Here is a 25870-nt window from a genome sequence, read left to right as displayed (position 1 = left end):
GGATCCGGCGCGCGGCGGACCGACCCGCCCGGGCTGACACCGCGGCCGTGAGAACATGGAGACGACATGTCGATGGAACAACAGCCGACCCTGCCCCCCGTGCTCCGCCCGGCGAACCCGCCCCGGCGCGAGCTGTCCGAACTCGCCTCCCTGTTCGCCCGCTCCGTGCGGGGCGACGTGGAGGGCGTCGCTCTCAGTGGCATCACCCTCGCCACGGCCGATCTGCGCCCGGGTGAGGCCTTCGTCGCCATCCGCGGCGTGAACCGCCACGGCGCGGACTTCGCGAAGACCGCCGCCGAGAAGGGAGCGGTCGCGGTGATCACGGACCAGGCGGGTGCCGACATCGCCGCCGACGCCGGCCTCCCGATCCTCATCGTCGACGACCCCCGCGGCGTGCTCGGCGCGCTGAGCGCCTGGGTGTACGGCACGGGCGCGGAGGATCCGCTCCCCCTCCTGTTCGCGACCACCGGGACGAACGGCAAGACGAGCGTCTCCCACCTCCTCGAGGGCATCCTCGAGCAGATGGGCGTCGTCACCGGGCTCTCCTCCACGGCTGAGCGGCACATCGCGGGCGAGGTCATCGTCTCGCGGCTCACCACCCCCGAGGCCTCCGAGATGCACGCCCTCCTCGCGCTGATGCGGGAGCGCGAGGTCGAGGCCGTCGCGGTCGAGGTCAGTGCCCAGGCCCTGTCCCGTCACCGCGTCGACGGCATCCGGTTCGACGTCGCGGGGTTCACCAACCTCAGCCACGATCACCTCGACGACTACGCCGACATGGAGGAGTACTTCGAGGCGAAGCTGCCGCTCTTCCGTCCCGACCGCGCCGTGCGCGGCGTCGTCTGCCTCGACTCGTCCTCCGGCGCCCTCGTCGTCGAACGCTCCGAGATCCCCGTCGTCACCGTCGGGACGCCCTCCATCGCCGCCGACGCCGACCAGGCATCGCGAGCGGACTGGGTGGTCGTGATCGACGACGAGCGGGCGACCGGCACCACGTTCACGATGACGGGACCGGCCGGCACGCTCACCACGACCGTCCCCGTGATCGGTCCGCACATGGCCGCGAACGCGGCGCTCGCGATCGTCATGCTGCTCGAGGGCGGCTATGCCTGGGAGCGGATCGTCGGTGCCCTGCAGCGCGACGGCGGCATCCACGCCTACCTGCCCGGTCGCACGCAGCTCGTCTCGGGCGCGCAAGGGCCGGCCGTCTTCGTCGACTTCGGCCACTCGCCCGACGCCTTCGAGAAGACCCTGGCCGCCGTACGGCGGGTGACCCCCGGCAAGGTGCTCATGCTCTTCGGGGCCGACGGGGACCGCGACGCCAGCAAGCGATTCGACATGGCCCGCACCGCGGTGGAGGGCAGCGACATCCTCGTCGTGACCGATCACCACCCGCGGTTCGAGGACCCGGCGTCGATCCGCGCGACGCTCGTCGAGGGCGCGCGTCGCGCCCGTCCCGACGCCGAGATCCACGAGTACTCCCCGCCGGAGGCCGCGATCGTGGCCGCCGTCGGACTCGTCGGCGACGGCGACGCGATCCTCTGGGCGGGACCCGGCCACCAGGACTACCGCGACATCCGCGGAGTGCGGACGCCGTACTCCGCCCGCGAGCTCTCCCGGCGTGCGCTGAAGGCCGCCGGATGGCCCGTCCCGGAGCCGCGCTGGCCCGTGCCGTACCCGGACGAGGACTGAGCCCGCGCCGCGTCAGGCGGCGGCGATGAGCTGGTCGGCCTTCCGCCGCGCCCAGTCCTCCGCCGCCGCGAGCGATTCCACGGTCAGCGCGTCCGGAGCGTCGTGCGCGTCGACGACCCGCTGCACGGTGTCGACGATGCCGAGGAACGGCAGGCGTCCCTCGTGGAACGCGTCCACGGCCTGCTCGTTGGCGGCGTTGTAGACCGCGGGGAAGGTGCCTCCGGCACGCCCGACCGCCTTCGCGAGTGCCACCGCGGGGAAGGCGTCGTCATCGAGCGGCTCGAACGTCCACGACGTGGCGGTGGTCCAGTCCAGCGGGCGGCCCACACCGCCCACCCGGTGCGGCCAGTCGAGGCCCAGCGAGATCGGCAGCCGCATGTCCGGCGGAGAGGCCTGGGCGATGGTGGATCCGTCGATGAACTCCACCATGGAGTGCACGATCGACTGCGGGTGCACGACGACGTCGATGTCGTCGTAGGGCACGTCGAACAGCAGGTGCGCCTCGATGACCTCGAGGCCCTTGTTGACCAGCGTGGCGGAGTTCGTGGTGACGGTGCGTCCCATGTTCCACGTCGGGTGCGCGAGCGCATCCTGCGGCGTGACGGCGGTGAGCTCGTCGCGCGACTTCCCGCGGAAGGGCCCGCCCGAGGCCGTGACCACGAGCCGACGGATCTCGTCGTGCGTACCGGAGCGCAGGGCCTGCGCGAGAGCGGAGTGCTCGGAGTCCACGGGGACGATCTGACCGGGGGCTGCGGCGGCGAGCACGAGATCACCGCCGACGATCAGCGACTCCTTGTTCGCCAGGGCGAGCGTCCGCCCCTCCTCCAGCGCAGCCAGCGTCGAGCCCAGACCGATCGAGCCGGTGATCCCGTTCAGCACCACATCGGCTTCGACGTCACGGACCAGCTGCTCCGCCTCCGCGGCGCCCAGAGCGGTGTGCTCCACCTGGAACTGCGCCGCCTGCTCGGCCACCATCGCCGCGTTCGACCCTGCGGCGAGACCGACGACCTCGAAGCGTCGAGGGTTGGCACGGATCACATCCAGCGCCTGGGTGCCGATGGAACCGGTGGAGCCGAGGATGATGACGCGACGCATGACGCCAGCCTAGGACACGCCGCGACGGCGGCCCTACTGCTGCGGCTGGACCGGCGTCGTCGCGAGGATGTCGACGACGAACACGAGGCTCTCGTCCTGCAGCTCGTGGCCCTCGCTCGCGCCGTAGCCGTCGGACGGCGGCATGACGACGAGGACCTGCGAACCGACCTTCTGCCCCTCGAGCGCCTTCTGGAAGCCGGCGACGACCCCCGTGGTCTGGAACTGCGCGGGGGCGGCGTCGCGGCTCCAGCTGGAGTCGAACTCCTCGCCGTCGGACCACTTCACGCCGAGGTACTGCACGACCACGAGGTCGCCGGACGCGACCGTCGCCCCGTCGCCCTGCTTGAGGACGGAGACCTTCGTCTCGGTCGGCGCGTCGCCGTCCGGGATCGTGACGGACGGCTTGCCGTCGTCGTCGAGCTCGACCTCGGGCATGCCGGCGGTCGGCTCGACGGGCTCTCCGGTCGCGACCTCGGGGAGTCGGTCGACGGCCTCCGCGTAGACGACGATGTTGCTCTGCCCCTCACCGAGCGCGCTGCCGGGGATGGCGAGGACGACGCGGGATCCGACCGGCTCGCACTCCAGCGCGGCGACGAACAGCGACGACTGGTTCGGGTCGAGGAGCACGGGGAGCGTGCCGTCCTCGCCGCGCGCCGACGAGTCGACCACGTCGCCGCTGGCGGCATCGACGATCTGGTACTGGACGGAGACGAGGTCGTTCGCCGCGAGGTCGTCTCCCTCGCCCTCGGACACGACGGTCCGCTCGACGTTCGCGAACTCCGCATCGTCGGGAACCGTGATCTTGGCGTCGAGGCCTTCGCCGTCCACCTCGATGGCGTCCGAGGTGTCGCCGGCCTTCGCGTTCACGAGGCACTGGCTCGACCCGGAGGCGTCCGGGGAGGACGTGCTCTGCGGATCGCCGTTCCCGGAGCAGCCCGCCAGCAGCAGGGTCGCCGCAGCGACGGTGGACAGGACGAGCAGCGGACGGGTGCGCACAGGAAGACCTCACGATCGCGGGCGGGAGCTTCCATCCTGCCTCATCGCCCTTTGCTCGCGCTGGGAAGCGGCGGCGCGAGTCTTCATTCCCACGTCGGCATGGATCCGGGAGTAGCCTGCTCTGATGAGCTCTGAGCAGTCCGCGGACCCCGAAACCCCCTCAGAGGACTCCCCGAAGCCCCGGCACGCCGGCTTCACCTACGCCCTGGGCCGCAGCCTCATCGCCCCGCTCGCCCGGCTCGTCTACCGGCCGCACATCGAAGGACGCGAGCACGTCCCCACCACCGGCCCGGTGATCTTCGCCAGCAACCACCTGTCGTTCATCGACTCCATCGCCATCCCGGTGGCGGCTCCGCGGCCCGTGCACTTCCTCGCCAAGTCGAGCTACTTCGAGGGCACCGGCATGAAGGGCTGGGCGTCCAAGACGTTCTTCGAGGCGATCGGTGCGATCCCGGTCCGCCGCGGCGCCGGCCAGGCGGCGCTCGACGCCCTCGACCTGCAGCGTCAGCTCCTCGACGAGGGCCTCGCCGTCGCGCTGTACCCCGAGGGCACCCGCTCCACCGACGGCCGGCTGTACAAGGGCCGCACGGGCGTGGCGTTCCTCGCCCTGCAGACCGGCGCCCCCGTCGTCCCCGTGGGACTCATCGGCACCGACAAGGTGATGCCGGTCGGCGCCAAGATGCCCACGCTGTCCGAGCGGATCACCGTGCGCTTCGGGGAGCCCCTGGATCTGTCGCCGCACGGACCGGCGACGAGCGGCCGCGCACGCCGACTCGCGACCGACGAGATCATGGCCGCGATCCACGCCCTCTCCGGTCAGGAGCTCGCGGGCACCTACAACGAGGCGCCGGCACAGAACACGATCGAGAAGATCAAGCAGGCGCTCCCGCACGAGCGCCGCTGAGCGGTCCGTTCAGCCGGCTGCCGTCACCGTCGCCTCGTGCCGGACGGGGAAGTTGACCGAGTTGGCGATGAAGCACCACTCGTTCGCCTGGGCGTGCGCCCGCTCGGCCGCCTCGATCATCGACGCCTCGGCGACGACGACCTCCGGTCGCAGCAGCACCTCGACGAAGGACCCGCCGCCGGCGCCGTTCTCGCGCATCAGGCCGCTCGCGGTGTCGCGATAGGACACGACCACCACGCCGGCCGTCACGCAGGCGTGCAGATAGGACAGCAGGTGGCACTCGGAGAGGGAGGCCAGCAGGAGGTCCTCCGGGTTCCAGCGCGACGGGTCGCCGCGGAAGGGCTTGTCGGACGACGCGAGCAGCTCGGGCTTCCCCTCGACCTCGATCGTGACGTCACGGCGGTAGTCGCGATAACCGCTCGTGCCGGACCCGGCGTTGCCGGTCCAGGTGGAGGTGAGGGCGTAGCGGTGCTCGCCGAGGGCCCGGGGAGTCGTCTGCTCTGGCATGCGCCCAGTCTGCCAGGTGGCGCCGACACCCGGGCTCCGCCCTCGACGGAGCCGCGCCGCACCCGCCGGTAGAGTTGTCGGGTGCTGGAGACTCTCACCGTTCAGGATTCCGTCGAACTCGCCGTCGTGGAGCGGAGCGGCTTCATCGAGTCGCGTCATGCCGGTGCGGCCGTCGTGCTGTCGCCCGAGGGCGAGGTGGTCGCGCGGCATGGGAACGCGGAGGCACTGATCCTCCCCCGCTCCAGCCTCAAGCCCCTGCAGGCGGTCGCCTGCCTCACGGCGGGCGCCGTGCTCGAGGGAGAGCAGTTGGCTCTGTCCACCGCGAGCCATTCCGGAACCGACCGGCACGCCGAGGTCGTGCGCGAGATGCTCACCGCCGGCGGCCTCAACGAGGATGACCTCGCCTGTCCCCCGGCGTGGCCGAGCGACTCCGCGACCCGCGACGAGATGGTGCGCGAGCACGGCCAGGAGGCGCGGGTCCGGATGAACTGCTCGGGCAAGCACGCCGCCATGCTCCGCGCCTGCATCGCGACCGGCTGGCCCGTCGAGGGCTACCACGAACCGACCCACCCGCTCCAGGCCCACATCCGTGACGTCATCGAACGCCTGACCGGCGAGAAGATGGCGCACACCGCGATCGACGGCTGCGGCGCCCCGGTGTACGCCCTCACCCTCACGGGCCTGGCCCGTGCGATCCACCGCGTCGGCACCGCCTCCGAGCGCTCCCCCTTCGCGCTGCATCGGGTGGCCGGCGCCCTGGTCAAGGCCGTCCGCGAGAACCCCTGGACCATCGATGGTCCGGGGCGCCCTGACACGATCGCGATCGAGCGGCTCGGCGTCTTCGCGAAGGGCGGCGCGGAGGGCGTCATGGTGATGGTGGCTCCGAACGGGACCACGGTCGCCCTCAAGATGCTGGACGGCGGCGCCCGGGCATCGACGATCGTGGCCGCCACGCTGCTGGCGCGCGCCGGCGGCCTCAGCGAGGCCGACGTGACCGCGCTGGCCGAGGCCCTGCCGCTCGCGGTGCTCGGTGGCGGCTCCCGCGTCGGCGTCGTCCGGCCCGGCGCGGGTATCTGACCGCACATCGGCGGCACGGGACCCGTGTGCCGCCGTCGGGTGGTCATCGACGCCCCAGAGCATCGATGACCACACGCCGGGGTGCGCGGTCGCCGATCACGGACCACGCGCGTCCGGCGTCGGGTCGGGCGTACGGCGGGCGGACGCGGACGCCGACGAGCTGACGCAGCTCGCTGGGCCGCTCCGCCCGGATGAGCACCTCCCCGTGCGACCGCACCCGCTGCCACAGCGCCCAGTGACGCTGCCAGCTCTCGGCATCGGCGACGAGCACGAGCGGCTTGCCGGTCCGGCTCGTCTCGGGACGAGCGGCCTGCACGTCCCACTCCGGGTGCGCCGAGGCCAGCGTCTCGACGACCGAGGCCGCGCCCGGGGTGACCAGCGCCGTCAGCTCCCCCGCCGGTGCCCAGGCCGGCGCCACCTTTCGGAGGGGCTGCACCGGCCGTACGGGCACGCCCTCGGTGTCGATCCACGCGAACTGCATCTCCCGCTCCTCGAGGACCGCCCGCCCCGGCGGCCGGTCTCGTCGGAAGGCCGCCAGCTCGCCACCGGCGGCGAGGTGCTCGACCCGGGTGGGCATCCGGAGCACCGCCCGTCGCGGAAGCGCATCGAACACGCGCGCCAGAGGGCCCACGGCCCGGCTCGCCGCCAGCACCCAGGTGACGGCCGCCTTCGACCGCACGAGGTGCTCCCAGCGCTGGACGAAGTCCTGACCGTCTTCGAGAGGCAGCGCCGCATGGAGAGCGTCGAGGTCGTCGGCGAGCACGACATCGGACGGAGCGCCGTCCTCCTCCGTCCATGCGAGGAGCTGATCGACGGCGCTCTCGGGGTCATCAGGGAACCACGTGCATTCCGGATACTGCGCGGCGATCACGCGCAGCGCTGTCGTCCTGCCGGTCCCCGGAGCGCCGAGCACAGCGAGGCCGCGCTCGTGCCCCGGACGCAGGACCACCAGCGGCTGCGCCTGGTGGTCGGGGTCGTCGGCGCGTCCGAGCACGATCAGCGGCCCCTCCTCGGTTCTCCGGTCGCCCGTCCTCGACCCGGCCCGCAGCGTCTCGAGCGGCAGGTGCGTGGGGAGGGCCGGGTGCCACGGCGGTGCGGACGGAGTCGTACCGGACCACCGCTCCCCGATGCGACGGATGTGCTCGTCATCCGCGAGCGCTGTGCGCACGGGGTGGGGCTCCTCGTCCTGGGGGCGTCGGAGCAGCGCCCGACCGCGCCCGTCCGCGCCCCCGGGCAGATCCGCCGCTTCCCCGGTCCCGATCACCGCTCGACTGTCGGCGGCCTCCGCGACGCGGAGGCTGATCCGCAGCGGGCAGTTCGTCGCGAGAGCGTCACGGATGACACCGGCGGCGCGCTGGGTGCCCAGGATCAGGTGCATGCCCAGCGCACGCCCCCGCGCCGCGACATCGGTGAACACCGCCGCGAGCTCCGCGTGCTCCTGCAGCAAGGCGGCGAACTCGTCGACGACGATGACCAGACGGGGCAGGTCGGTCTCGCGCACGTCCCGGGCGCCCATCGCGGCGAGGGCTGCCTCGCGACGCCGCATCTCGGCGGCGAGGCTGGCGACCCCGCGTCGCGCCTCCGTCTCATCGAGGTCGGTGATGACGCCGACCACCTGCGGCAGACCGCGCAACCGGTCGAAGGCCGTTCCTCCCTTGAAGTCCGCGAGGAGGAAGCTCACCCGGTCAGGGCCGTGTCCCGCGCAGACCGCGACGACCCAGCTGACGAGGAGCTCGCTCTTGCCCGTGCCCGTCATCCCCGTCACGATGGCGTGCGGACCGTCCTCGACGATGTCGGCTCCCACGGGCGCGCCATCCCTCCCGGTGCCCAGCGCGACGCGGAGGCCCGGCCCTGCCGGCGGCTGCGGAAGGTCTCGCAGGGCTGTCGCGGTGACGGCGGGCCCCGCCCCGTCCCGCGCGCCGCACAGCTCCGCCGCGGCCGCTGCCTGGGCGGACGAGAGGAACTCCACGGCGAGGTCGGCCTCGCCGTCGGGGGTCCGCAGCGTGGCCGCGCCCGGTTCCTCGATGTCGATCACCGTCGTGATGCCCTCCGGGACCTCGGCGCCGGACGGAACGGTCCAGATCACGGCATCCGCACGTGGCCCCGACCCGCCGGCCGAACCGGTGGCGAGGGCGAGACGGAATCCGCCGCGTCGCGCCCGCTGCGCATGCGGAAGCGCTCGGAGCGCCGGGTCGCACCCCTCGTCGCCGACGAGGGACAGCACGCTCGGCGAGAAGCGCAGGCAGAGCTGGATCACGAGAGCGCGAGCTGCGGCCTGCACGAGCGGCTCCCGGCCGCGGAGGCACACCCCACGGCCGAGGGCGACGACCCACGGCGCGTCCTCCAACACCGCGCAGCGGCGGCGGAAGGCGTGAGCACGGGCGTCGTCACCCCCTTCGCAGCGCACCCCGCTCGCCCGGGATCCGCGTCCCACCACCAGCGGGGTGTCGTCGCCCGGCGGTCGGGCATCCCGCAACGGTCGGTCGCGGATGCAGGATGCCGCATCCGGATGACGGCGTTCCCCCTGCGCCCGCTCCTGCGCGTGGCGACGATGCAGCTCGGCCTCGATGTCGGCCCAGGCGGTGCTCACCCTGAGCGCGTCGGCCTTCCGTTCCCGACGGCGCCCCCGGGCCGTGTCGAGGAGAGAAGCGCCCAGCATCAGGGGACCGAGAGCCGCGAACCACAGCGCGTGCACGGCCCCCGTCGTCATCCAGAGCGCGAGGCCGGCCGCCACGGGGACGACGGCGGCGACGAGGGGAAGCGGGCGGCGGCGGAGCGGTGTCGATGCGGACGGCAGGAGCAGCGGCGAAGGGTCCATGCCCCCAGTGCATCCCACCCCCGGTGCCGATGCGGCCTCTCCACAGGCTGCGGGGCGCTACTCCGCGGAGTCGTCGGATGGGGAGGAGGAGTCCTCCGGGTCGCTGACCTGCAGGACGATCACGGTGACGTTGTCGCGCCCGCCGTTGTCGAGAGCCGCGGCGAGCATCGCGTCGACGCTCTCCCCCGGATCGGCGTGCGCGCGGAGGAAGTGCTGGATGCCGTAGTCCGTGAGCTCCTTCGTGAGTCCGTCGGAGCAGATCACGAAGCGGTCTCCCGGCCGCACGTCGATGGTCACGTAGTCCGGCGCGGTGAGCTCACTGGCGCCGACGGCGCGGGTGATCACGTTGCTGTACGGGTGTCCCTCGGCCTCTTCCGGGCTGAGCTTGCCTGCCGTGATGAGCTCCTGCACGACGGAGTGATCCGTCGTGACCTGCAGCAGCCGGTCGTCGCGGAGGAGGTACACGCGGGAATCGCCGATGTTCAGCGCCACCCAGTGCGGTTCCCCCTCGCGCTCATCGAGATACACACCCGTGAGCGTGGTGCCGGTGCCTTCATCGGTGGTGTCCGGGTGCCCGGCGATGTCGTCCACCGCGAGAGCGAGCGCCTTCTCGATCGCGGACGGAGAGACCTCATCCGCGTCCACCACCGCGCGCAGCCGGGTGACGGTGCTCTGGCTGGCGATCTCCCCGCCGGCGTGGCCGCCCATGCCGTCCGCGACGATGAACAACGGGTACTCGGCGAGCAGCGCGTCCTGATTCGTCTCCCGGCGTCGCCCCTGGTCGGTGACCCCGGCCCAGGACAGCAGCAACGGACGATGCGCAACCGTGACGGTGTGCGTCTTGGTCTCAGCCACGAACAGCCTCCGATGGACCTGCGGCGAAGGGGACGGGCGCAGGATACTCACACATCGTAGTGGAACTCGCTCTCCTGCTCCGCACCGGGGTCTCTGTGAACGGGGCGCGGGACGAAAGGAGGAGAGTGCACGGCCCTCCGGTGCGACGAGTCCATGCCTCCACGTTAGCGGCATGTCGGGGCGTGCCGGCACCACGGACGCGAAGAACCCCCGGTCCGGAGACCGGGGGTTCTTCCACCGTCGTCACGCAGGAGGCTGCGTGGGATCGTTCGGCGTGGTCGGCGGAGCCGGAGGCGCCGCAGGCGGAGCCGCGGGAGGCGCGGGAGGCGTGGTGGGCGGAGCCGCGGGCGGAGCCGGCGGCGTGGTGGGCGGCACCGGAGGGATCGGCGCTCCCGTCGCCGGAGCGGTCGGCGCGGCCGGCGGTGCGTAGCCCGGAGCGGCGGGCGGGGTGTACGGCTGCGTCGGAGGAGCGTACCCCTGCGGAGGGGTGCCGTAGCCCTGGGGGGCACCGTACCCCTGGGGCGCGCCGTAGCCCTGCTGCGGCGCCGCCGCGGCGGGCTGGACGGGGATGCCGTCCCAGACCGTGCGGTCGCCGAGGAATCCGTTGCCCGCCCACGGTGCCGGCTGGATGTTCGGGTTCCAGCGCGACTTGTCGAAGGCGTTGATGCCGAGCCAGACGACGGCGAGGAAGACGTAGAGGACGACCCAGACGGCGTCCTTCTGGAGCTTGAGACCCACGCGCCACGCGGCGATGGCCGAGAGCACCCCGAGGGCCAGCGAGAACAGGAAGCCGATGCCGATCCAGCTCAGCAGCGCGGCGCCCGCGATCCCGTAGAGGACGAGCCACGGGCTCAGGTCGCCGAGCTTGAAGAAGATCATGGAGTTGTAGACCGGCACCCAGGCGCGCCAGTTCCCCTGGACTCCGGCCTTCTGGAAGATCTTCATGTAGAAGAGCGACACCAGGACGTATCCGGCGACCGCGATCAGCAGAATGACGAAGAAGTAGGCGAAGAGCAGGCCGAGATAGCCCGCTCCGTAGTCGTCGTAACCCATGAGGCTCACATTCTCTGGTCAGGGGAGACGGCTTTCGTCCCCCACCACGAGACTCCCCGCCTCGCATTGGACATGGTAGCGGTGCGCCCAGGGGGCGGCAACGACCGCCGGAGGCGATTCGCCGGGCTCGGGGCGGGCGTCAGTCGGCGACGACCAGCTCGACCTCGCCGGGCACCTTCCCGTCCCGGAGCACGACGTCATGCGCCTGGGCCCACCGCTGCAGCGCACGGAGAGAGCCGAGCCGCGGACGATCCTCCGCCAGCGCGCGCACGAGCAGCCCCTTGCTCTTCTTGTTGAAGTGGTTCAGGGCTCTCCCCTGCTCCGTGACGACCCGCACGTACGCCGACGACACCGCGCCCGGGACCGGACCGAGCGCTGCGTAGGCTTCGCTGCGCAGATCGAGGACGAACGCGGGGGCGTCGGCCGCGATCGCCGCTGTCGTCGGATCGGCCCAGTGGCGGCGGAGCGGTGCCACTCCGGGCAGCGCCGTGCCGGCAGCGAGCCGATACGTCGGAACCCCGTCCAGGGCGGCGACGGGGCCGAACGGGGCGCTGTGGATCCACACATGGGCATCCAGCCAGCGGCGGGACGCGGTGGACAGCGATCCCGCGTCGAGGGCGTCGAACAGCACCCCGGTGTAGCGGTCCACTGCGGGCATCGTGGGTGCGCTCCGCAGAGCCCTGTTGTGTGCGATGTCTCCTCGCTGCCGCTCGCTGAGCTTGAGCACGCGGCGCGCCGAATCCTCGTCGTCCGCGAGAGCGACGAGCGCGTCGATCACGGCGTTCCGTTGCGGCGCGAGATCGGGAAGCGCGAGCGCCGACACGTCCAGCGGGCTGCCGTCACCGCCCTCGCGCTTGGTCTCGGACGGCGGGAGCAGGATCTTCATGGGACCTCGGGGAAAAGAGACGCGTCCGCCTCGGCACCCTGGCGGGTGTCGAGGCGGACGCGATGTACAGGACTGTCAGGAGATGAGTGCCGCGTTGCCGGCCACGATCGTCAGGACGTCGCCCTCCATGGAGAGGAATCCGTCCTGCGCGTTCGCCAGCACCTTGGCGCCATCCGTCTGGGTGATCCGGACCTGGCCCTCGGCGAGGATGGCCAGCACCGGCTCGTGACCGGACATGAAGCCGATCTCGCCCTCGACGGTCTTGGCGACCACGAGGCTCGCCTCTCCCGTCCAGACCTCCGCGTCGGCGGAGACGAGGCTGACGTGCAGCGCCATGGTCAGGCGTTCTCCTTCTGGATCTGCGCCCAGCGCTCCTCCACGTCGGAGATGCCACCGACGTTGAAGAAGGCCTGCTCGGCGACGTGGTCGAAGTCACCGCGGGTGATCGCATCGAACGACTCGATGGTCTCCTTCAGCGGCACGGTCGAACCCTCGACGCCCGTGAACTTCTTCGCCATGTAGGTGTTCTGCGAGAGGAACTGCTGGATGCGACGTGCACGCGACACGACGATCTTGTCTTCCTCGGAGAGCTCGTCGACACCGAGGATGGCGATGATCTCCTGCAGCTCCTTGTTCTTCTGGAGGATCTGCTTGACCGTGGTGGCCACGCGGTAGTGGTCCTCGCCCAAGTAGCGGGGGTCCATGATGCGCGACGTCGAGGTCAGCGGGTCGATGGCCGGGTACAGACCCTTCGACGCGATCTCACGCGAGAGCTCGGTCGTCGCGTCGAGGTGCGCGAAGGTCGTGGCCGGAGCCGGGTCAGTGTAGTCGTCGGCCGGCACGTAGATCGCCTGCAGGGAGGTGATCGAGTGACCGCGCGTCGAGGTGATGCGCTCCTGGAGGAGGCCCATCTCGTCGGCGAGGTTCGGCTGGTACCCCACGGCGGAGGGCATGCGGCCCAGCAGCGTGGAGACCTCGGAACCGGCCTGCGTGAAGCGGAAGATGTTGTCGATGAAGAGCAGCACGTCCTGCTTCTGCACGTCACGGAAGTACTCCGCCATCGTCAGAGCCGACAGCGCGACGCGCAGACGCGTCCCCGGCGGCTCGTCCATCTGGCCGAAGACGAGGGCGGTCTTGTCGAAGACGCCCGCCTCCTCCATCTCGTGGATGAGGTCGTTGCCCTCACGGGTGCGCTCACCGACACCGGCGAACACCGACACGCCACCGTGGTCCTGCGCGACGCGCTGGATCATCTCCTGGATGAGGACGGTCTTGCCGACGCCGGCACCACCGAAGAGACCGATCTTCCCACCCTGCACGTACGGGGTGAGGAGGTCGATCGACTTGATGCCCGTCTCGAACATCGTGGTCTTCGACTCGAGCTGGTCGAAGTTCGGGGCCTTGCGGTGGATGGGCCAGCGCTCCGTGACCTCGATGGTCTCACCGGGCTCGCCGTTGAGGACCTCGCCGATCACGTTGAAGACCTTGCCCTTGGTGATGTCACCGACGGGGACCGAGATGGCCTCACCGGTGTCACGCACCTCCTGACCGCGGACGATGCCGTCGGTCGGCTTCAGGGCGATGGCGCGGACCAGGTCGTCGCCGAGGTGCTGCGCGACCTCGAGCGTGATCTCGGTGGACTCCTCGCCGATCGTGATCGTCGTCTTCAGCGCGTTGTAGATGTCGGGGATCGAGTCGTGCGGGAACTCGATGTCGACAACCGGACCGTTGACGCGGGCGACGCGCCCGACGACCGCGGTCGCCGGCTGCTCAGCCGTGGCGGTGGTGGTCATTTCTTCGTCTCTTTCCTGAGGGTCTGTCAGCTCGATGCGAGAGCGTCGGCGCCACCGACGATCTCGGCGATCTGCTGGGTGATCTCGGCCTGACGCGCGTTGTTGCGCAGGCGGGTGTAGTCGGTGATGAGCTTGTCGGCGTTGTCGCTGGCCGACTTCATCGCCTTCTGCGTCGCGGCCTGCTTGGCGGCGGACGACTGCAGGAGGGCGTTGAAGACGCGGCTCTGGATGTACACCGGCAGGATCGCGTCGAGCACCGTCTCGGCGTCGGGCTCGAACTCGTACAGCGGGTAGACGGTGCTGCCCGCCTCCGAGTCGTCGGCCTCCGCGATCTCCAGCGGCAGCAGGCGCACGGACTCCGGCGACTGCGTCATCATGCTGACGAAGCGGTTGTACACGAGGTGGATCTCGTCGACGCCGCCGTCCTCTCCCCCACGGTTGAAGGCCTCGAGAAGCGTCTGCGAGATCTCCTCCGCCGTGTGGAACGAGGGGGTGTCGGTGTCGCCGGTCCACTCTGCAGCGGCCTCGATACGACGGAACTGGAAGTACCCGACGGCCTTGCGGCCCACGAGGTAGAACACCGGCTCCTTGCCCTGCTCACGCAGGAGCTCCGCGACCTCGAGACCCTCACGGAGGATCTGCGAGTTGAAGGCTCCGGCGAGGCCGCGGTCCGACGAGAAGATCACGACCGCGGAGCGGCGGATCGTCTCGGGCTCGCGGGTGAGCGGGTGGTCGACGTTCGAGTGCGTCGCGACGGCGGACACGGCCCTCGTCACGGCCCGCGCGAAGGGAGTGGACGCCTTGACGCGTGCCATCGCCTTCTGGATGCGCGAAGCCGCGATGAGTTCCATCGCCTTCGTGATCTTCTTGGTCGTCTGAGCAGAAGAGATCTTCTGCTTGTAGACCCTGAGTTGAGCGCCCATGAATCAGTACCTCACGCGATTACGCGCGACGACCCTTGACGATCTTCTCCTGGTTGACGTCCTCGGCCTCGGCCGCAGCGTGCTCCTCGTGACCAGGGGCGCCGATGGCGTGGCCCTTGCCGCCCTGGAACTCCAGGAGGAAGTTGTCGGTCTGCTTGTCGAGCTCGGCGACGGTCGCGTCGTCCAGCACGTTCGTCTCCCGCAGCGTGTCGAGCACCTTGGTGTTGCGACGCAGGTAGTCGAGCAGCTCGCGCTCGAAGCGCAGCACGTCCTCGACCTCGATCGAGTCGAGCTTGCCGTTGGTGCCGGCCCAGATCGAGACGACCTGCTCCTCCACCGGGTACGGCGAGTACTGCGGCTGCTTGAGCAGCTCGGTCAGACGGGCACCGCGCGAGAGCTGACGGCGCGACGCGGCGTCGAGGTCCGACGCGAACATCGCGAACGCCTCGAGCGAGCGGTACTGCGCCAGCTCCAGCTTCAACGTTCCGGAGACCTTCTTGATCGACTTCACCTGGGCGTCACCACCGACACGCGACACCGAGATACCCACGTCGACCGCGGGACGCTGGTTGGCGTTGAAGAGGTCGGACTGCAGGAAGATCTGGCCGTCGGTGATCGAGATCACGTTGGTCGGGATGTACGCCGAGACGTCGTTCGCCTTGGTCTCGATGATCGGGAGACCCGTCATCGAGCCGGCACCGAGCTCGTCGGACAGCTTCGCGCACCGCTCGAGCAGACGCGAGTGCAGGTAGAAGACGTCGCCCGGGTAGGCCTCGCGGCCCGGCGGGCGGCGGAGCAGCAGGGAGACGGCACGGTAGGCCTCGGCCTGCTTCGACAGGTCGTCGAAGATGATCAGGACGTGCTTGCCGCCGTACATCCAGTGCTGGCCGATGGCCGAACCGGTGTACGGAGCGAGGTACTTGAAGCCGGCGGGGTCGGACGCCGGCGCCGCCACGATGGTGGTGTACTCCAGAGCGCCGGCCTCTTCGAGCGCGCCCTTCACCGAAGCGATGGTCGAGCCCTTCTGACCGATGGCGACGTAGATGCAGCGGACCTGCTTGTTGACGTCGCCGGACTCCCAGTTGGCCTTCTGGTTGATGATCGTGTCGATCGCGATGGCCGTCTTGCCGGTCTGACGGTCGCCGATGATGAGCTGGCGCTGGCCGCGGCCGACCGGGATCATCGCGTCGATGGCCTTGATGCCGGTCTGCATCGGCTCGTGGACCGACTTGCGCTGCATGACGCCGGGGGCCTGGAGCTCGAGCTCGCGGACACCCTCGGTCGCGATCGCGCCGAGGCCGTCGATCGGGTTGCCGAGCGGGTCGACCACGCGGCCGAGGTAGCCGTCACCGACCGGGACGGAGAGGACCTCACCCGTGCGGGTGACTTCCTGACCGGCCTCGATGCCGGTGAAGTCGCCGAGGACGACGACGCCGATCTCGTGCTCGTCGAGGTTCAGCGCGAGACCCTTGGTGCCGTCGGCGAAGGTCACGAGCTCGTTCGCCATGACGCCGGGAAGTCCCTCGACGTGAGCGATGCCGTCGGCGGCGTCGATGACGGTGCCGACCTCGGTCGCCGCGGCCCCGGTGGGCTCGTACGCGGCGGCGAAATCCTTCAGCGCGTCACGGATGACGTCGGGGCTGATCGATAGTTCTGCCATTGTCTTCCCTTTGTATCTGGGTGCGCGGTTCCCCGCGCGAAGTCGTGTTAGCCCGCGAGCTTCTGGCGAAGGTCGGCGAGTCGTGCGGAGATGCTGCCGTCGATGACGTCATCGGCGATCTGCACGCGCAGGCCTCCGACGACGCTGGGGTCGATGACGACGTTGAGGGACACCTGGCCGCCGTATCGCTGCGAGAGCGTCTGGCCGAGTCGCGTGCGCTGGGCGTCGCTGAGCTCGGTCGCCGTGTGCACCGTGGCCACGAGGCGGCCGCGCTGGCTCGAGACGATGCGCATCGCCCGGCTCAGCAGCTGCCGCACCCGGCGCTCGCGCGGCTGACGCACGAGGGACGTGACGATGAGGGCCGTCGGAGCGCTGGCGGAGGCGTCGGCGAGGAGACGCTCGACCAGGGCGGCCTTCGCGTCCTCTCCCCCGAGCCGGCTGCCGAGAGCGAGTTCGAGCTCCGGATTCGCCGCGATCACGCGCGAGAAGCCGAAGAGCTCTCCCTCGATGTCCGCGCCGGGCTCGGCGATGGTCGCCGCCCGGATCGCGAGCTCTTCGAGGCCGTCGATCAGCTCGGACGCGTTCGACCAGCGCTCGGCGACCGCGGTGCGCAGGACGTCCTGCGCTGCGGAGCCGTACTGGCCGAACACCGCGGACACGACGTTCTGCCGGGCCGTGGTCGGAGCCGAGGGGTCAGCCAGCGCGCCGCTCAGCTGAGACGATTCGCCCACGGCCCGCGCGGCCGCGAACAGCTCGCGCGCGGTCTCGAGGGTGACGTCCTTCGCTGCGGCAAGCGTCTGAGTGGATGCCGCGAGTGCCTGAGCGGTCGCGCTGCCCATTACTGAGCCGCCTTCTCGGATGCTTCGAGATCGGCGAGGAAGCGGTCGACCACGGCGGCCGCGCGAGCGTCGTCGGAGAGCGTCTCGCCGACCACGCCGCCGGCGAGGTCGAGAGCGAGCGAGCCGACCTCGCTGCGCAGGGAGACGAGAGCCGTCTGGCGCTCGGCCTCGATCTGCGTGTGCGCGGTGGCGGTCAGACGCGCGGCCTCGCTGGCTGCGGTCTCCTTCGCCTCGGCGATGATCTTCTTGCCGTCCTCACGGGCGGCCTCACGGATCTCACCGGCCTCGGTACGCGCCTCGGCGAGCTGCCGGGTGTACTCCTCGAGAGCCGCTTCCGCCTGCTTCTGCGCCTCATCGGCCTTGGCGATGTTGCCCTCGATGGCGGCGGACCGCTCGTCGAGCATCTTCGTCAGACGGGGAAGGGCGACCTTCCACACGACGGCGAGGATGATGAGGAACCAGAAGCCCGACCAGATGATGTCGTACCACGCGGGGATCAGCGGGTTGTTCGCCGCCTCACCCTCAGCCGCGAGGTTCGTGACAAGAGCGTTCAGCATCCTGTCTCCTTCAGAAGTCGGTGGGGATTACGGGAAGGGGATGAATCCGACGGCGATGCCGACGAACGCAAGCGCCTCGGTGAAGGCGATACCGATCCACATGAGGACCTGCAGGCGACCGGCCAGCTCGGGCTGACGGGCGACGCCCTCGATGGTCTTGCCGACCACGATGCCCACACCGATGGCCGGGCCGATGGCCGCGAGGCCGTAGCCGACCGCCGCGAGGTGGCCGTTGATTTCAGCGAGAACCGTAGTTGCGTCCACGGGTTTTTCCTTTCGTTGGGTGGGAGGGCTGTTGCCCGCCCGCTCAGTGCTCTTCTGCGACCGCGAGCTGGATGTAGACCGCGGTGAGGACGGTGAAGACGTATGCCTGCAGGACGGCCACCAGGATCTCGAAGAGAGTGAAGGCGCCACCGAAGGCGAGGGTTCCGATACCGAGGGCGGCCCAGCCGCCACCCGCGGTGAAGAAGAAGAACTGGGTCGCTGCGAAGCAGAGGACCAGGATCATGTGGCCGACGACGAGGTTCATCAGCAGTCGCAGGGTGAGGGTCACCGGGCGGATGATGAACGTCGAGATGAGCTCGATCGGCGTGACGATGAAGTAGACCGGCCACGGCACGCCCGACGGGAAGAGGGCGTTCTTGAAGAAGTTCTTCGGGCTCTTCTTGATGCCTGCGTAGATGAACGTGACGTAGCTGACCACGGCGAGCGTGAGCGGCACCGCGATGATCGCCGTTCCCGGCATGTTCAGGAACGGGATGATGCCCGTGATGTTCATGAACAGCACCATGAAGAAGATCGTGGTGAGGATCGGCAGGAACCGGTCGCCGTCCTTGCGGCCCAACAGGTCGTGGGCGATGCCGCCGCGGACGAAGCCGAGGCCCATCTCGACGAGGCTCTGGAACCGGCCGGGCACGACCTTCATGCGGCGGGTGCCGAGCCAGAGGATCAGGACGACGGCGATCACCGAGAGCAACTGGATCAGGTGGATCCGGTTGACCGGGATGGGTCCGACGTGGAAGAGGATCTCCGGGAAGAACTCATCGATCGAAGGGCCGTGGAACTCGCCATCAGAGGACGCGAGTCGGGGGGTCAGGGTCGCAGCAAGATTAAACAGCGCGGGCTCCAGCTTCGGGGCACCGGTCAGAACCGGGGCGACGATGGTCGGTGTGCTACACAGCGCAAGCGCTCGCGGGCGAGCGGCGGGCACTCCTCAACACTATCAGAATCCAAGGGTGCCCTAAGACCGCGGGGCCGTGTCCGCCGGGCCGTCCGGGGCATCGTTCGCTGCTCCCGGGGCGCGGTCCTCCGGCACCTCGGTGGGCAGCGTGGTGTCGCTGACGTTCGGCAGGCGCATCTGGGTCAGGACGACCACGTCGATGATCAGCGACATGAGCACGCCCGCCACGATCGACAGGAAGAACACCATCGGCTCGATCCACGGCTGTCCCGCGAGCAGGATCATCACGACGACGAAGACGCCGAGCTTCAGCAGCCAGCCGCCGAGCACGATCGCGAAGAAGAGCTGCACATAGAGCGGGTCGCCGTACCACCGGTTCGCGATGAGGATGCTCAGCCCGGTGATGCCGAGGAAGAGCGCAGCGAGGAGCACGCCGAGCAGTCCGCTGATCAGCCCCTCCCCCTGCGCGACGGCGAATCCGATGCCGCCGGCGACGAGGGCGAGCACGACGGTGGCCACGGCCGACCAGATGAGCGTGCGACGCAGGATCGGGGTGCTGGAAACGGGGCTCGGGCTCATCGGGGCTCCAGAGGGATCGGGTCGGGCGCGGCGCCCGCGGCGGTCTTGCGTCGGCGGGTGGGACTCAGGGTGATGACGAGGCACGCGGCGATGCCGACGACGCCGAACACGACGCCGGGGATGTACTGGCCCGGCCAGTCCTCCCTGGCGCCGACGTACATCAGGAGGACGGCGAGCGAGATGACGGCCGTCCAGGCGTAGAAGATGAGGACGGCGTCGCGGTCGCGGTGACCGAGGTCCAGCATCCGGTGGTGCAGGTGCTTGCGGTCCGGGGAGAACGGCGAGCGGCCGGCGCTCATCCGGCGCAGCACGGCGAGCCCGAAGTCCAGGAGCGGCAGGAGCACGACGAGCAGCGGAAGCAGGATGGGCAGGAAGGCACCGATCAGCTGCGAGCGTCCGAGGCGCTCCGGGTCCAGCGCCGAGGGGTCCATCTGTCCGGTGATCGCGATGGCCGACGTCGCCATGAGCAGGCCGATGACGAGCGCACCGGAGTCGCCCATGAACAGCTTCGCCGGGCTCCAGTTCAACGGCAGGAACCCGAGGCACGCCCCGATGAGGACCGCGGCGAGGAACGTGGAGAGGTTGAAGTAGCTCGAGGCACCGGAGTCGCGCGTGAAGATGTACGAGTAGGCGAAGAACACCCCGTTGGAGATCAGGCAGACGCCGGCGACGAGACCGTCGAGGCCGTCGATGAAGTTCACGGCGTTCATGACGATCACGATCGCGAACATCGTGATCGTGATGCTCAGCCAGCTCGACACCACGATGAGGTCGCCGAACGGCAGGGAGAGGATCTGCAGGCCGCCACCCACGGTGATGATGCCCGCGGCGAGGAACTGCGCGCCGAGCTTGATCATCCAATCGATGTCCCAGAGGTCGTCCATGACCCCGATCACGGCGATGAGGAGGGCGGCCGCGAGGATGGACCACATGGTCTGCGGGGGCGTCCAGATGCTCTGGAAGAAGGGGTTGGCCGCCGAGATCGCGAAGGCGGCCACGATGCCGAAGAAGATCGCGACGCCGCCGAGGCGGGGCGTCGGCGTGGTGTGCACGTCGCGCTCGCGGATGCCGGGATACAGCTTGAAGCGCAGGCTCAACCGCCACACCGCCCACGTCAGCACGAAGGTGATCGCGGCGGTGACGATGATCGTGAAGAGGTACTGCTTCACGAATCCCCGTCCTGCGGCTCCGGCTCGAGCAGATCGCCCAGGACCTCGCGCAGCTGCTCTCTCGTCACCACGCCGTCCCGCAGGACCCGGACCACGCCCGGCTCGGCGTCGGAGGCGCGGCGGACGAGCGAGGTGGCGTCGATGATCGTGGACGCGACGCCGTTCCTGCTCATGCCGTCGTCCAGATACACGGCGACGCTGTCGCCCAGCATCTTCTCGGCGTCGAGCGCGGAGATCGCCGCCGCCTTCCCGGTGAGGTTGGCGCTGGACACCGCGAGCGGCCCGGTCTCGGCCAGCAGTTCGAGAACCACGCGCCCCTCGGGCATGCGCACGGCCACGGTCCCCCTGGTCTCCCCCAGGTCCCACACCAGCGAGGGCTGCGCGGGAAGGACGATCGTGAGGCCGCCGGGCCAGAACGCGTCGACGAGGCGCTGGACCGGCTCCGGGACCTCCTCCGCGAGGGCCGTCAGCGTCTCCTTCGTGCCGACGAGAACGGGCGGCGGCTGATTGCGGCCGCGCCCCTTGGCATCCAGGAGGCGCTGCACCGCGGGCGGCGAGAAGGCGTCGGCGGCGACGCCGTAGACGGTGTCGGTGGGGATGACGATGAGGTCGCCGCGGCCGATCGCCTGACGCGCGTTGCGCATCCCGGCGAGGAGCTGCGCCTCGTCGCTGCAGTCGAAGATGGGGGACATGACGGTTCGATTCTACGCGGGGCGGGTTCGGGACGAGCTCGACGTCTTCTGATCAGGGACGCACGGCGGTGGTGGCGCGATCGCGCAGCGTCAGATCGCGATGGGTGGCCGCGGCCCGCCAGCCGTCCGCCGCGAGCAGCTCCCGGATCGGAGCGCCCTGCAGCTCACCGTGCTCGATCACCAGCGTCCCCCCGGGCCGGAGCAGTCGCAGTGCGCGCGTGCTGAGGACGCGGACGACGTCGAGACCGTCCTCTCCGCCGTAGAGGGCCAGCGCCGGATCGAACAGCCGGACCTCCGGATCGCGGGGGATCGCCTGCGCCGGCACGTACGGCGGGTTGGAGATGACGACGCTCGCGGTGCCGTCGAGCTCGGGGAACGCGTCTGCCAGGTCCGAGAGCACGAGGGTGAGGTTCTCGACGCCAGCGACGTTGCGTCGGGCCCAGGCGTGCGCCTCCGGAGAGAGCTCAGCGGCGTACACCCGGGCGTGCGGCACCTCGGTGGCCATCGCGAGCGCGATCGCGCCGCTGCCGGTGCCGAGGTCGACCCCGATCGGTGACGGCTCCCCCGAACCCAGGAGAGCGTCGATCGCGTACTGCACCACCGTCTCCGTCTCGGGACGCGGGACGAAGACGCCAGGGCCGACCGCGAGCTCCAGGTGCCGGAACGGCGCGGTTCCGGTGAGGTGCTGCAACGGCTCCCTGCGCGCGCGGCGGTCGACGAGGGCGTCCAGCGCCGCCGCGTCGTCATCGGTGAGCCGGTCGCCGCGGATCACCGCCGCCTGCACCTCTCCCCTGCGCTGTCCGCGGACGTGTCCGGCGAGCAGCTCCGCATCGACGAGGGGGTCGGGCACGCCGGCGTCGGCGAGACGCTGCGCCGCGGCGCGCACGGCGGCGGCGAGGGAGAGGTCGGGCATGGCTCCAGCGTAGAGTGCGCGACCGTCACAATGCCCCGTCCCCCATCGCGCTCGCCTAGGCTGGATCGGCAGCGCACCCGCACAGGAAGGCTCCCCCATGTCCGGCATCCACCCCGACATCACCACCGCTTTCGGGAACACCCCGCTCGTCCGCCTCAACCGCGTGACCGAGGGCCTCGGCGCCACCGTGCTCGCGAAGCTCGAGTACTACAACCCGGCGTCCAGCGTGAAGGACCGCATCGGCATCGCCATGATCAACGCCGCCGAGGCCGCCGGTGAGCTCGCCCCCGGCGGGACGATCGTGGAGTCGACGAGCGGCAACACCGGCATCGCCCTCGCCATGGTGGGCGCCGCGCGCGGCTACCGCGTCATCCTCACGATGCCCGCCTCGATGTCGAAGGAGCGCCGCGTGCTGCTCAAGGCGTTCGGCGCGGAGATCGTCCTCACCGACCCCACGAAGGGCATGAAGGGGGCGATCGAGGAGGTCAAGCGCATCGTCGACGAGACCCCGGGCGCCATCTGGATCCGCCAGTTCGAGAACGCGGCGAACCCGCAGATCCACCGCGAGACCACGGCGCAGGAGATCCTGCGCGACACCGACGGCGCGGTCGACATCTTCATCGCCGGCGTGGGCACGGGCGGCACGGTCACCGGCACCGGGCAGGCCCTGAAGGCGGCGAAGCCCGAGGTCCAGGTCATCGCCGTCGAGCCCAAGGACTCCCCCGTCCTGACCGAAGGGCACCCCGGACCGCACAAGATCCAGGGCATCGGCCCGAACTTCGTGCCCGACGTGCTCGACCGCGAGGTGCTCGACGAGATCATCACGGCGGAGTTCGAGGACTCGCTGCGCGTGGCCCGCGCGCTCGCGGCGAAGGAGGGTCTGCTGGTCGGCATGTCCTCCGGTGCCGCCGTCTCGGCCGCGCTGACCGTCGCCGCGCGCCCGGAGAACGCCGGCAAGACCATCGTCGTGATCATCCCGGACACCGGCGAGCGGTACCTCTCCACCGCCCTGTTCGAGGATCTGCGCGAGGACTGAGGTCGTCGATGGGCATGATCGGGCGAATGCGCGAGGACATCGCCGCCGCGCGCCTTCGCGACCCGGCCGCGCGCACCGCGGTCGAGGTCGCGCTGCTCTACCCGGGGCTGCACGCGATCTGGGCGCACCGCATCTCGCACGCGCTGTGGCGGCGGCGCCTCCGGCTCCTCGCCCGCACCGGGTCGCAGGTCGCCCGGTGGCTGACGGGCGTCGAGATCCATCCCGGCGCCCGGATCGGCCGACGCTTCTTCATCGATCACGGCATGGGCGTCGTCATCGGCGAGACGGCGGAGATCGGTGATGACGTGCTGATGTACCACGGTGTGACCCTCGGCGGCCGGACCAGGGACGTCGGCAAGCGGCACCCCACCCTGCAGGACGGCGTGGCCGTGGGCGCGGGGGCGAAGATCCTCGGCCCCGTCACGGTCGGAGCCCGTTCGGTGGTGGGCGCCAACGCCGTGGTCACCAAGGACGCCCCCGCCGACAGCGTGCTCGTGGGTGTGCCGGCGAAGCCGCGTCAGCGGACCGCCGGTGAGGACACCAGGGCGCTGCTGACCGCCCCGGACTACTCCATCTGACGCGCAGCCCTTCGACCCGAGCGACGGCCGCTGCGGCCCTCCATCCGGCGCCGCAGGAAGATGAGCGGCAGCAGCACGCTGCCGAGCGCCGTCACGAGCCAGACGATGACGGCGCCCAGCAGCCACCCGGTCAGGTCGACGATGCGCAGGCCCCCGATGGGAAGCAGCACGACGACCATGAGGGCGATGAGCGTGGAGAAGATCCCGATGCCGCCCATGAGCACGGGCGCATAGCGGTCGGCGAGCCTGCTGACCCACGGCGACAGAACGCTCTGCAGCACGGCGAACACGACGATGCACACGACGAACCCCCACCACTGGTCCCACTGGATCTGGAAACCGTCGAGGAGGAGGTCCGCCGCCAGCAGACCGAGGCCGGCCGACACGAGGTACATCAGGCCGCGATACAGGAGTGTGATCACGGGGCGAGCCTAGCGCGGCACCGGGGCGCGGTCATTGCGCGACGAAGAACGGGACGGCACCGACCAGGATGCCGATCCCCAGCATCACGAGCGACACGATGACCGCGCGCCACAGCACCTTGCGATGGTGGTCTCCGAGGTTCACCCCGGCGAGGGAGACGAGCAGCAGGATCGCGGGCACGAGCGGGCTCTGCAGATGCACCGGCTGCCCGGTGATCGAGGCCCTGGCCATCTCGACCGGATCGATGCCGAAGTTCGCCGCGCTCTGGGCGAGCACGGGGAGGATCCCGAAGTAGAAGGCGTCGTTCGACATGAAGAACGTGAACGGGATGGACAGCACGCCCGTGATCGGGGCGAGGAACGGGCCGAGTGCGGGCGGCAGCACGTTCGTGATCCACGTCGCCATCGCGTCGACCATGCCGGTGCCGGAGAGGACCCCCACGAGGACGCCGGCGGCGATGACCATCGACACGACGCCGACGATGCTCGGGGCGTGCGCGACGATCTCCGCCGCCTGGTCCTTGATGCCGCGGAAGTTGACGACGAGCGCGATGCCCGCGCCGACCATGAACACGTAGGGCAGCGGCAGGATGTCGATCACCAGGAGCACCATGACCGCGACGGTCAGGAGGAGGTTGAACCAGATCAGCCGCGGACGCAGGGTCGGGCGGGCGGGATCCAGCATGGTGTCGGCCATCGCCGTGTCCGCGGGGTCGACGCTCCCGGCGGCGACCGGAGCGTGTCCGCCGGCGACGACGACGAGGTTGCCGGTGCGCAGCGAGGCACGAGCGCCCGGCTTGAGCTCGGCGCCGCGGAAGATCCGGGGCACCGAGGAGAGGACGCCGCCGTCGGCTCCGGTGAGCCGGCCGTCCGCGTCGATCCGCCCCAGACGCCGCCGCTCCCCCAGCCCGAGGAGCCAGGCGAAGCCGAGCGTCACGACGATGCCTGCGCCGAGGGCGGGGAGCATCGGCACGAAGATCTCCGTCGGCTGGACACCGAGTGCGGTCGCGGCGCGCACGGTCGGGCCGCCCCACGGGACGATGTTGAGCGTGCCGTTCATGAGGCCGGCGACACAGGTGAGGACGACGGGGCTCATGCCGAGGCGGAGGTAGATGGGCAGCATCGCGGAGGTCGTGATGATGAAGGTCGTCGAGCCGTCGCCGTCGAGGGACACCGCGCCCGCGAGGATCGCCGTCCCGAGCACCACCTTCGCGGGGTCGTCGCCGAGCACCCGCGTGATCAGCCGGATGAGGGGATCGAAGAGGCCGACGTCGATCATGATGCCGAAGAACATGATCGCGAACATCAGCAGCGCGGCCGTGGGCGCCATGGTGCCGATCGAGTCGAGGATCATGTCGCCGAGCCCGAGCCCTGCTCCCGCGAAGAGCCCGAAGGCGGTCGGCACGAGGATCAGGGCCACCATCGGGGTGAGGCGCTTGGTCATGATCAGCGTCATGAACACGAGGACCATCGTGAAGCCGAGGATGACGAGCACACCCTCCGGCGGCACGAAGGCCACGTCGTAGGTCGGTGCCTCCTCCTCGGCGGCAGCGATCAGCGCGGTCGATGCGTGGAACATGCGTGACTCCTTCGTCGTCGCTCCGTCATCGCTGACGGATCCTGACGAGGCTAGGGAATCCGGAGACGCC

26 protein-coding genes are annotated in these 25870 nt (G+C 70.3%); 5 read left to right on the top strand and 21 right to left on the bottom strand.

Annotated elements, in window-relative coordinates; genetic code table 11:
- The first annotated feature begins 72 nt into the window (after positions 1–72).
- Positions 73–1689, top strand: a complete 1617-nt coding sequence (locus D8M34_RS10170) for a Mur ligase family protein (protein WP_174235385.1) — start codon at positions 73–75, stop codon at positions 1687–1689.
- A gap of 12 nt (positions 1690–1701) precedes the next feature.
- Here the strand turns inward: D8M34_RS10170 and dxr are convergent, their stop codons facing one another.
- Together dxr and D8M34_RS10160 are read right to left on the bottom strand one after the other, a co-directional pair.
- Positions 1702–2784 carry a 1-deoxy-D-xylulose-5-phosphate reductoisomerase gene (dxr, locus tag D8M34_RS10165; RefSeq protein ID WP_062634971.1) on the bottom strand — a complete coding sequence of 361 codons (1083 nt, stop codon included), beginning with the start codon at positions 2782–2784 and terminating at the stop codon, positions 1702–1704.
- 33 nt (positions 2785–2817) lie between these two features.
- Positions 2818–3780, bottom strand: coding sequence for an FKBP-type peptidyl-prolyl cis-trans isomerase (locus D8M34_RS10160; RefSeq protein WP_085607267.1), 963 nt, complete (start codon positions 3778–3780; stop codon positions 2818–2820).
- Between the two features lie 124 nt (positions 3781–3904).
- Here D8M34_RS10160 and D8M34_RS10155 point away from each other — a divergent pair, with 124 nt between their 5' ends.
- Positions 3905–4684, top strand: a complete 780-nt coding sequence (locus tag D8M34_RS10155) for a lysophospholipid acyltransferase family protein (RefSeq protein WP_126893924.1) — start codon at positions 3905–3907, stop codon at positions 4682–4684.
- A 9-nt stretch (positions 4685–4693) separates the two neighbouring features.
- Here the strand turns inward: D8M34_RS10155 and D8M34_RS10150 are convergent, their stop codons facing one another.
- Positions 4694–5191 carry an OsmC family protein gene (locus D8M34_RS10150; RefSeq protein ID WP_029989208.1) on the bottom strand — a complete coding sequence of 166 codons (498 nt, stop codon included), beginning with the start codon at positions 5189–5191 and terminating at the stop codon, positions 4694–4696.
- Positions 5192–5272: 81 nt separating this feature from the next.
- Here D8M34_RS10150 and D8M34_RS10145 point away from each other — a divergent pair, with 81 nt between their 5' ends.
- Positions 5273–6268 (top strand): asparaginase, encoded by a 996-nt coding sequence (locus tag D8M34_RS10145; RefSeq protein WP_126893923.1) that lies wholly within the window; start codon positions 5273–5275, stop codon positions 6266–6268.
- Between the two features lie 43 nt (positions 6269–6311).
- Here D8M34_RS10145 and D8M34_RS10140 read toward each other — a convergent pair whose 3' ends face one another.
- From D8M34_RS10140 to prmC, 16 genes are all read right to left on the bottom strand, one after another.
- The gene (locus tag D8M34_RS10140; protein WP_126893922.1) at positions 6312–9086 is read right to left on the bottom strand and encodes an FtsK/SpoIIIE domain-containing protein; all 2775 of its coding nucleotides are present in this window, start codon (positions 9084–9086) and stop codon (positions 6312–6314) included.
- 57 nt (positions 9087–9143) lie between these two features.
- Positions 9144–9941, bottom strand: coding sequence for a PP2C family protein-serine/threonine phosphatase (locus D8M34_RS10135; protein WP_025103156.1), 798 nt, complete (start codon positions 9939–9941; stop codon positions 9144–9146).
- A 243-nt stretch (positions 9942–10184) separates the two neighbouring features.
- On the bottom strand, positions 10185–10994 hold the full coding sequence (locus D8M34_RS10130; protein ID WP_025103155.1) for a DUF4794 domain-containing protein: 810 nt from the start codon (positions 10992–10994) through the stop codon (positions 10185–10187).
- Positions 10995–11133: 139 nt separating this feature from the next.
- Positions 11134–11880, bottom strand: coding sequence for a YaaA family protein (locus tag D8M34_RS10125; protein WP_126893921.1), 747 nt, complete (start codon positions 11878–11880; stop codon positions 11134–11136).
- A 75-nt stretch (positions 11881–11955) separates the two neighbouring features.
- Positions 11956–12216: a F0F1 ATP synthase subunit epsilon gene (locus tag D8M34_RS10120; RefSeq protein ID WP_025103153.1), complete on the bottom strand. Its 261-nt coding sequence runs from the start codon at positions 12214–12216 to the stop codon at positions 11956–11958.
- 2 nt (positions 12217–12218) lie between these two features.
- Positions 12219–13673 carry a F0F1 ATP synthase subunit beta gene (gene atpD, locus D8M34_RS10115; RefSeq protein ID WP_025103152.1) on the bottom strand — a complete coding sequence of 485 codons (1455 nt, stop codon included), beginning with the start codon at positions 13671–13673 and terminating at the stop codon, positions 12219–12221.
- A gap of 26 nt (positions 13674–13699) precedes the next feature.
- On the bottom strand, positions 13700–14596 hold the full coding sequence (locus D8M34_RS10110) for a F0F1 ATP synthase subunit gamma (protein ID WP_025103151.1): 897 nt from the start codon (positions 14594–14596) through the stop codon (positions 13700–13702).
- A gap of 19 nt (positions 14597–14615) precedes the next feature.
- Complete coding sequence (atpA, locus tag D8M34_RS10105) at positions 14616–16256, bottom strand: F0F1 ATP synthase subunit alpha (protein ID WP_062634989.1); 1641 nt, start codon at positions 16254–16256, stop codon at positions 14616–14618.
- Between the two features lie 47 nt (positions 16257–16303).
- Positions 16304–17095: a F0F1 ATP synthase subunit delta gene (locus D8M34_RS10100; RefSeq protein ID WP_025103149.1), complete on the bottom strand. Its 792-nt coding sequence runs from the start codon at positions 17093–17095 to the stop codon at positions 16304–16306.
- Entirely contained in the window at positions 17095–17652 is a 558-nt protein-coding gene (locus D8M34_RS10095) for a F0F1 ATP synthase subunit B (protein WP_025103148.1), read from the bottom strand. The genes D8M34_RS10100 and D8M34_RS10095 overlap by 1 nt, the downstream gene beginning before the upstream one ends.
- Before the next feature lie 27 nt (positions 17653–17679).
- Positions 17680–17916 carry an ATP synthase F0 subunit C gene (atpE, locus tag D8M34_RS10090; RefSeq protein ID WP_025103147.1) on the bottom strand — a complete coding sequence of 79 codons (237 nt, stop codon included), beginning with the start codon at positions 17914–17916 and terminating at the stop codon, positions 17680–17682.
- A 43-nt stretch (positions 17917–17959) separates the two neighbouring features.
- Positions 17960–18748: a F0F1 ATP synthase subunit A gene (atpB, locus tag D8M34_RS10085; RefSeq protein ID WP_036292497.1), complete on the bottom strand. Its 789-nt coding sequence runs from the start codon at positions 18746–18748 to the stop codon at positions 17960–17962.
- A 144-nt stretch (positions 18749–18892) separates the two neighbouring features.
- A complete protein-coding gene (locus D8M34_RS10080; protein WP_025103145.1) occupies positions 18893–19411 on the bottom strand; it encodes a hypothetical protein in 519 nt (172 codons plus the stop codon).
- Positions 19408–20580, bottom strand: a complete 1173-nt coding sequence (locus D8M34_RS10075) for an MraY family glycosyltransferase (RefSeq protein ID WP_025103144.1) — start codon at positions 20578–20580, stop codon at positions 19408–19410. The genes D8M34_RS10080 and D8M34_RS10075 overlap by 4 nt, the downstream gene beginning before the upstream one ends.
- Positions 20577–21272, bottom strand: a complete 696-nt coding sequence (locus tag D8M34_RS10070; RefSeq protein WP_025103143.1) for an L-threonylcarbamoyladenylate synthase — start codon at positions 21270–21272, stop codon at positions 20577–20579. Before D8M34_RS10070 ends, D8M34_RS10075 begins: the two co-directional genes overlap by 4 nt.
- A 52-nt stretch (positions 21273–21324) precedes the next feature.
- Positions 21325–22185, bottom strand: coding sequence for a peptide chain release factor N(5)-glutamine methyltransferase (prmC, locus tag D8M34_RS10065; protein WP_025103142.1), 861 nt, complete (start codon positions 22183–22185; stop codon positions 21325–21327).
- A 97-nt stretch (positions 22186–22282) separates the two neighbouring features.
- Here prmC and cysK point away from each other — a divergent pair, with 97 nt between their 5' ends.
- Complete coding sequence (gene cysK, locus D8M34_RS10060; RefSeq protein ID WP_025103141.1) at positions 22283–23221, top strand: cysteine synthase A; 939 nt, start codon at positions 22283–22285, stop codon at positions 23219–23221.
- An 8-nt stretch (positions 23222–23229) separates the two neighbouring features.
- Positions 23230–23799, top strand: coding sequence for a serine O-acetyltransferase EpsC (gene epsC, locus D8M34_RS10055; RefSeq protein WP_025103140.1), 570 nt, complete (start codon positions 23230–23232; stop codon positions 23797–23799).
- Here the strand turns inward: epsC and D8M34_RS10050 are convergent.
- Together D8M34_RS10050 and D8M34_RS10045 are read right to left on the bottom strand one after the other, a co-directional pair.
- Positions 23787–24221, bottom strand: coding sequence for a phage holin family protein (locus D8M34_RS10050; RefSeq protein ID WP_025103139.1), 435 nt, complete (start codon positions 24219–24221; stop codon positions 23787–23789). The genes epsC and D8M34_RS10050 overlap by 13 nt on opposite strands.
- Positions 24222–24252: 31 nt before the next feature.
- Complete coding sequence (locus D8M34_RS10045; protein ID WP_025103138.1) at positions 24253–25800, bottom strand: CitMHS family transporter; 1548 nt, start codon at positions 25798–25800, stop codon at positions 24253–24255.
- Between the last annotated feature and the right edge of the window lie 70 nt (positions 25801–25870).

The organism is Microbacterium sp. HSID17254 (assembly GCF_003989315.1).
GTDB lineage: Bacteria > Actinomycetota > Actinomycetes > Actinomycetales > Microbacteriaceae > Microbacterium.
The sequence above is the reverse complement of the archived record's forward strand: the minus strand, read 5'-3'. Positions and strand labels throughout refer to the sequence as shown.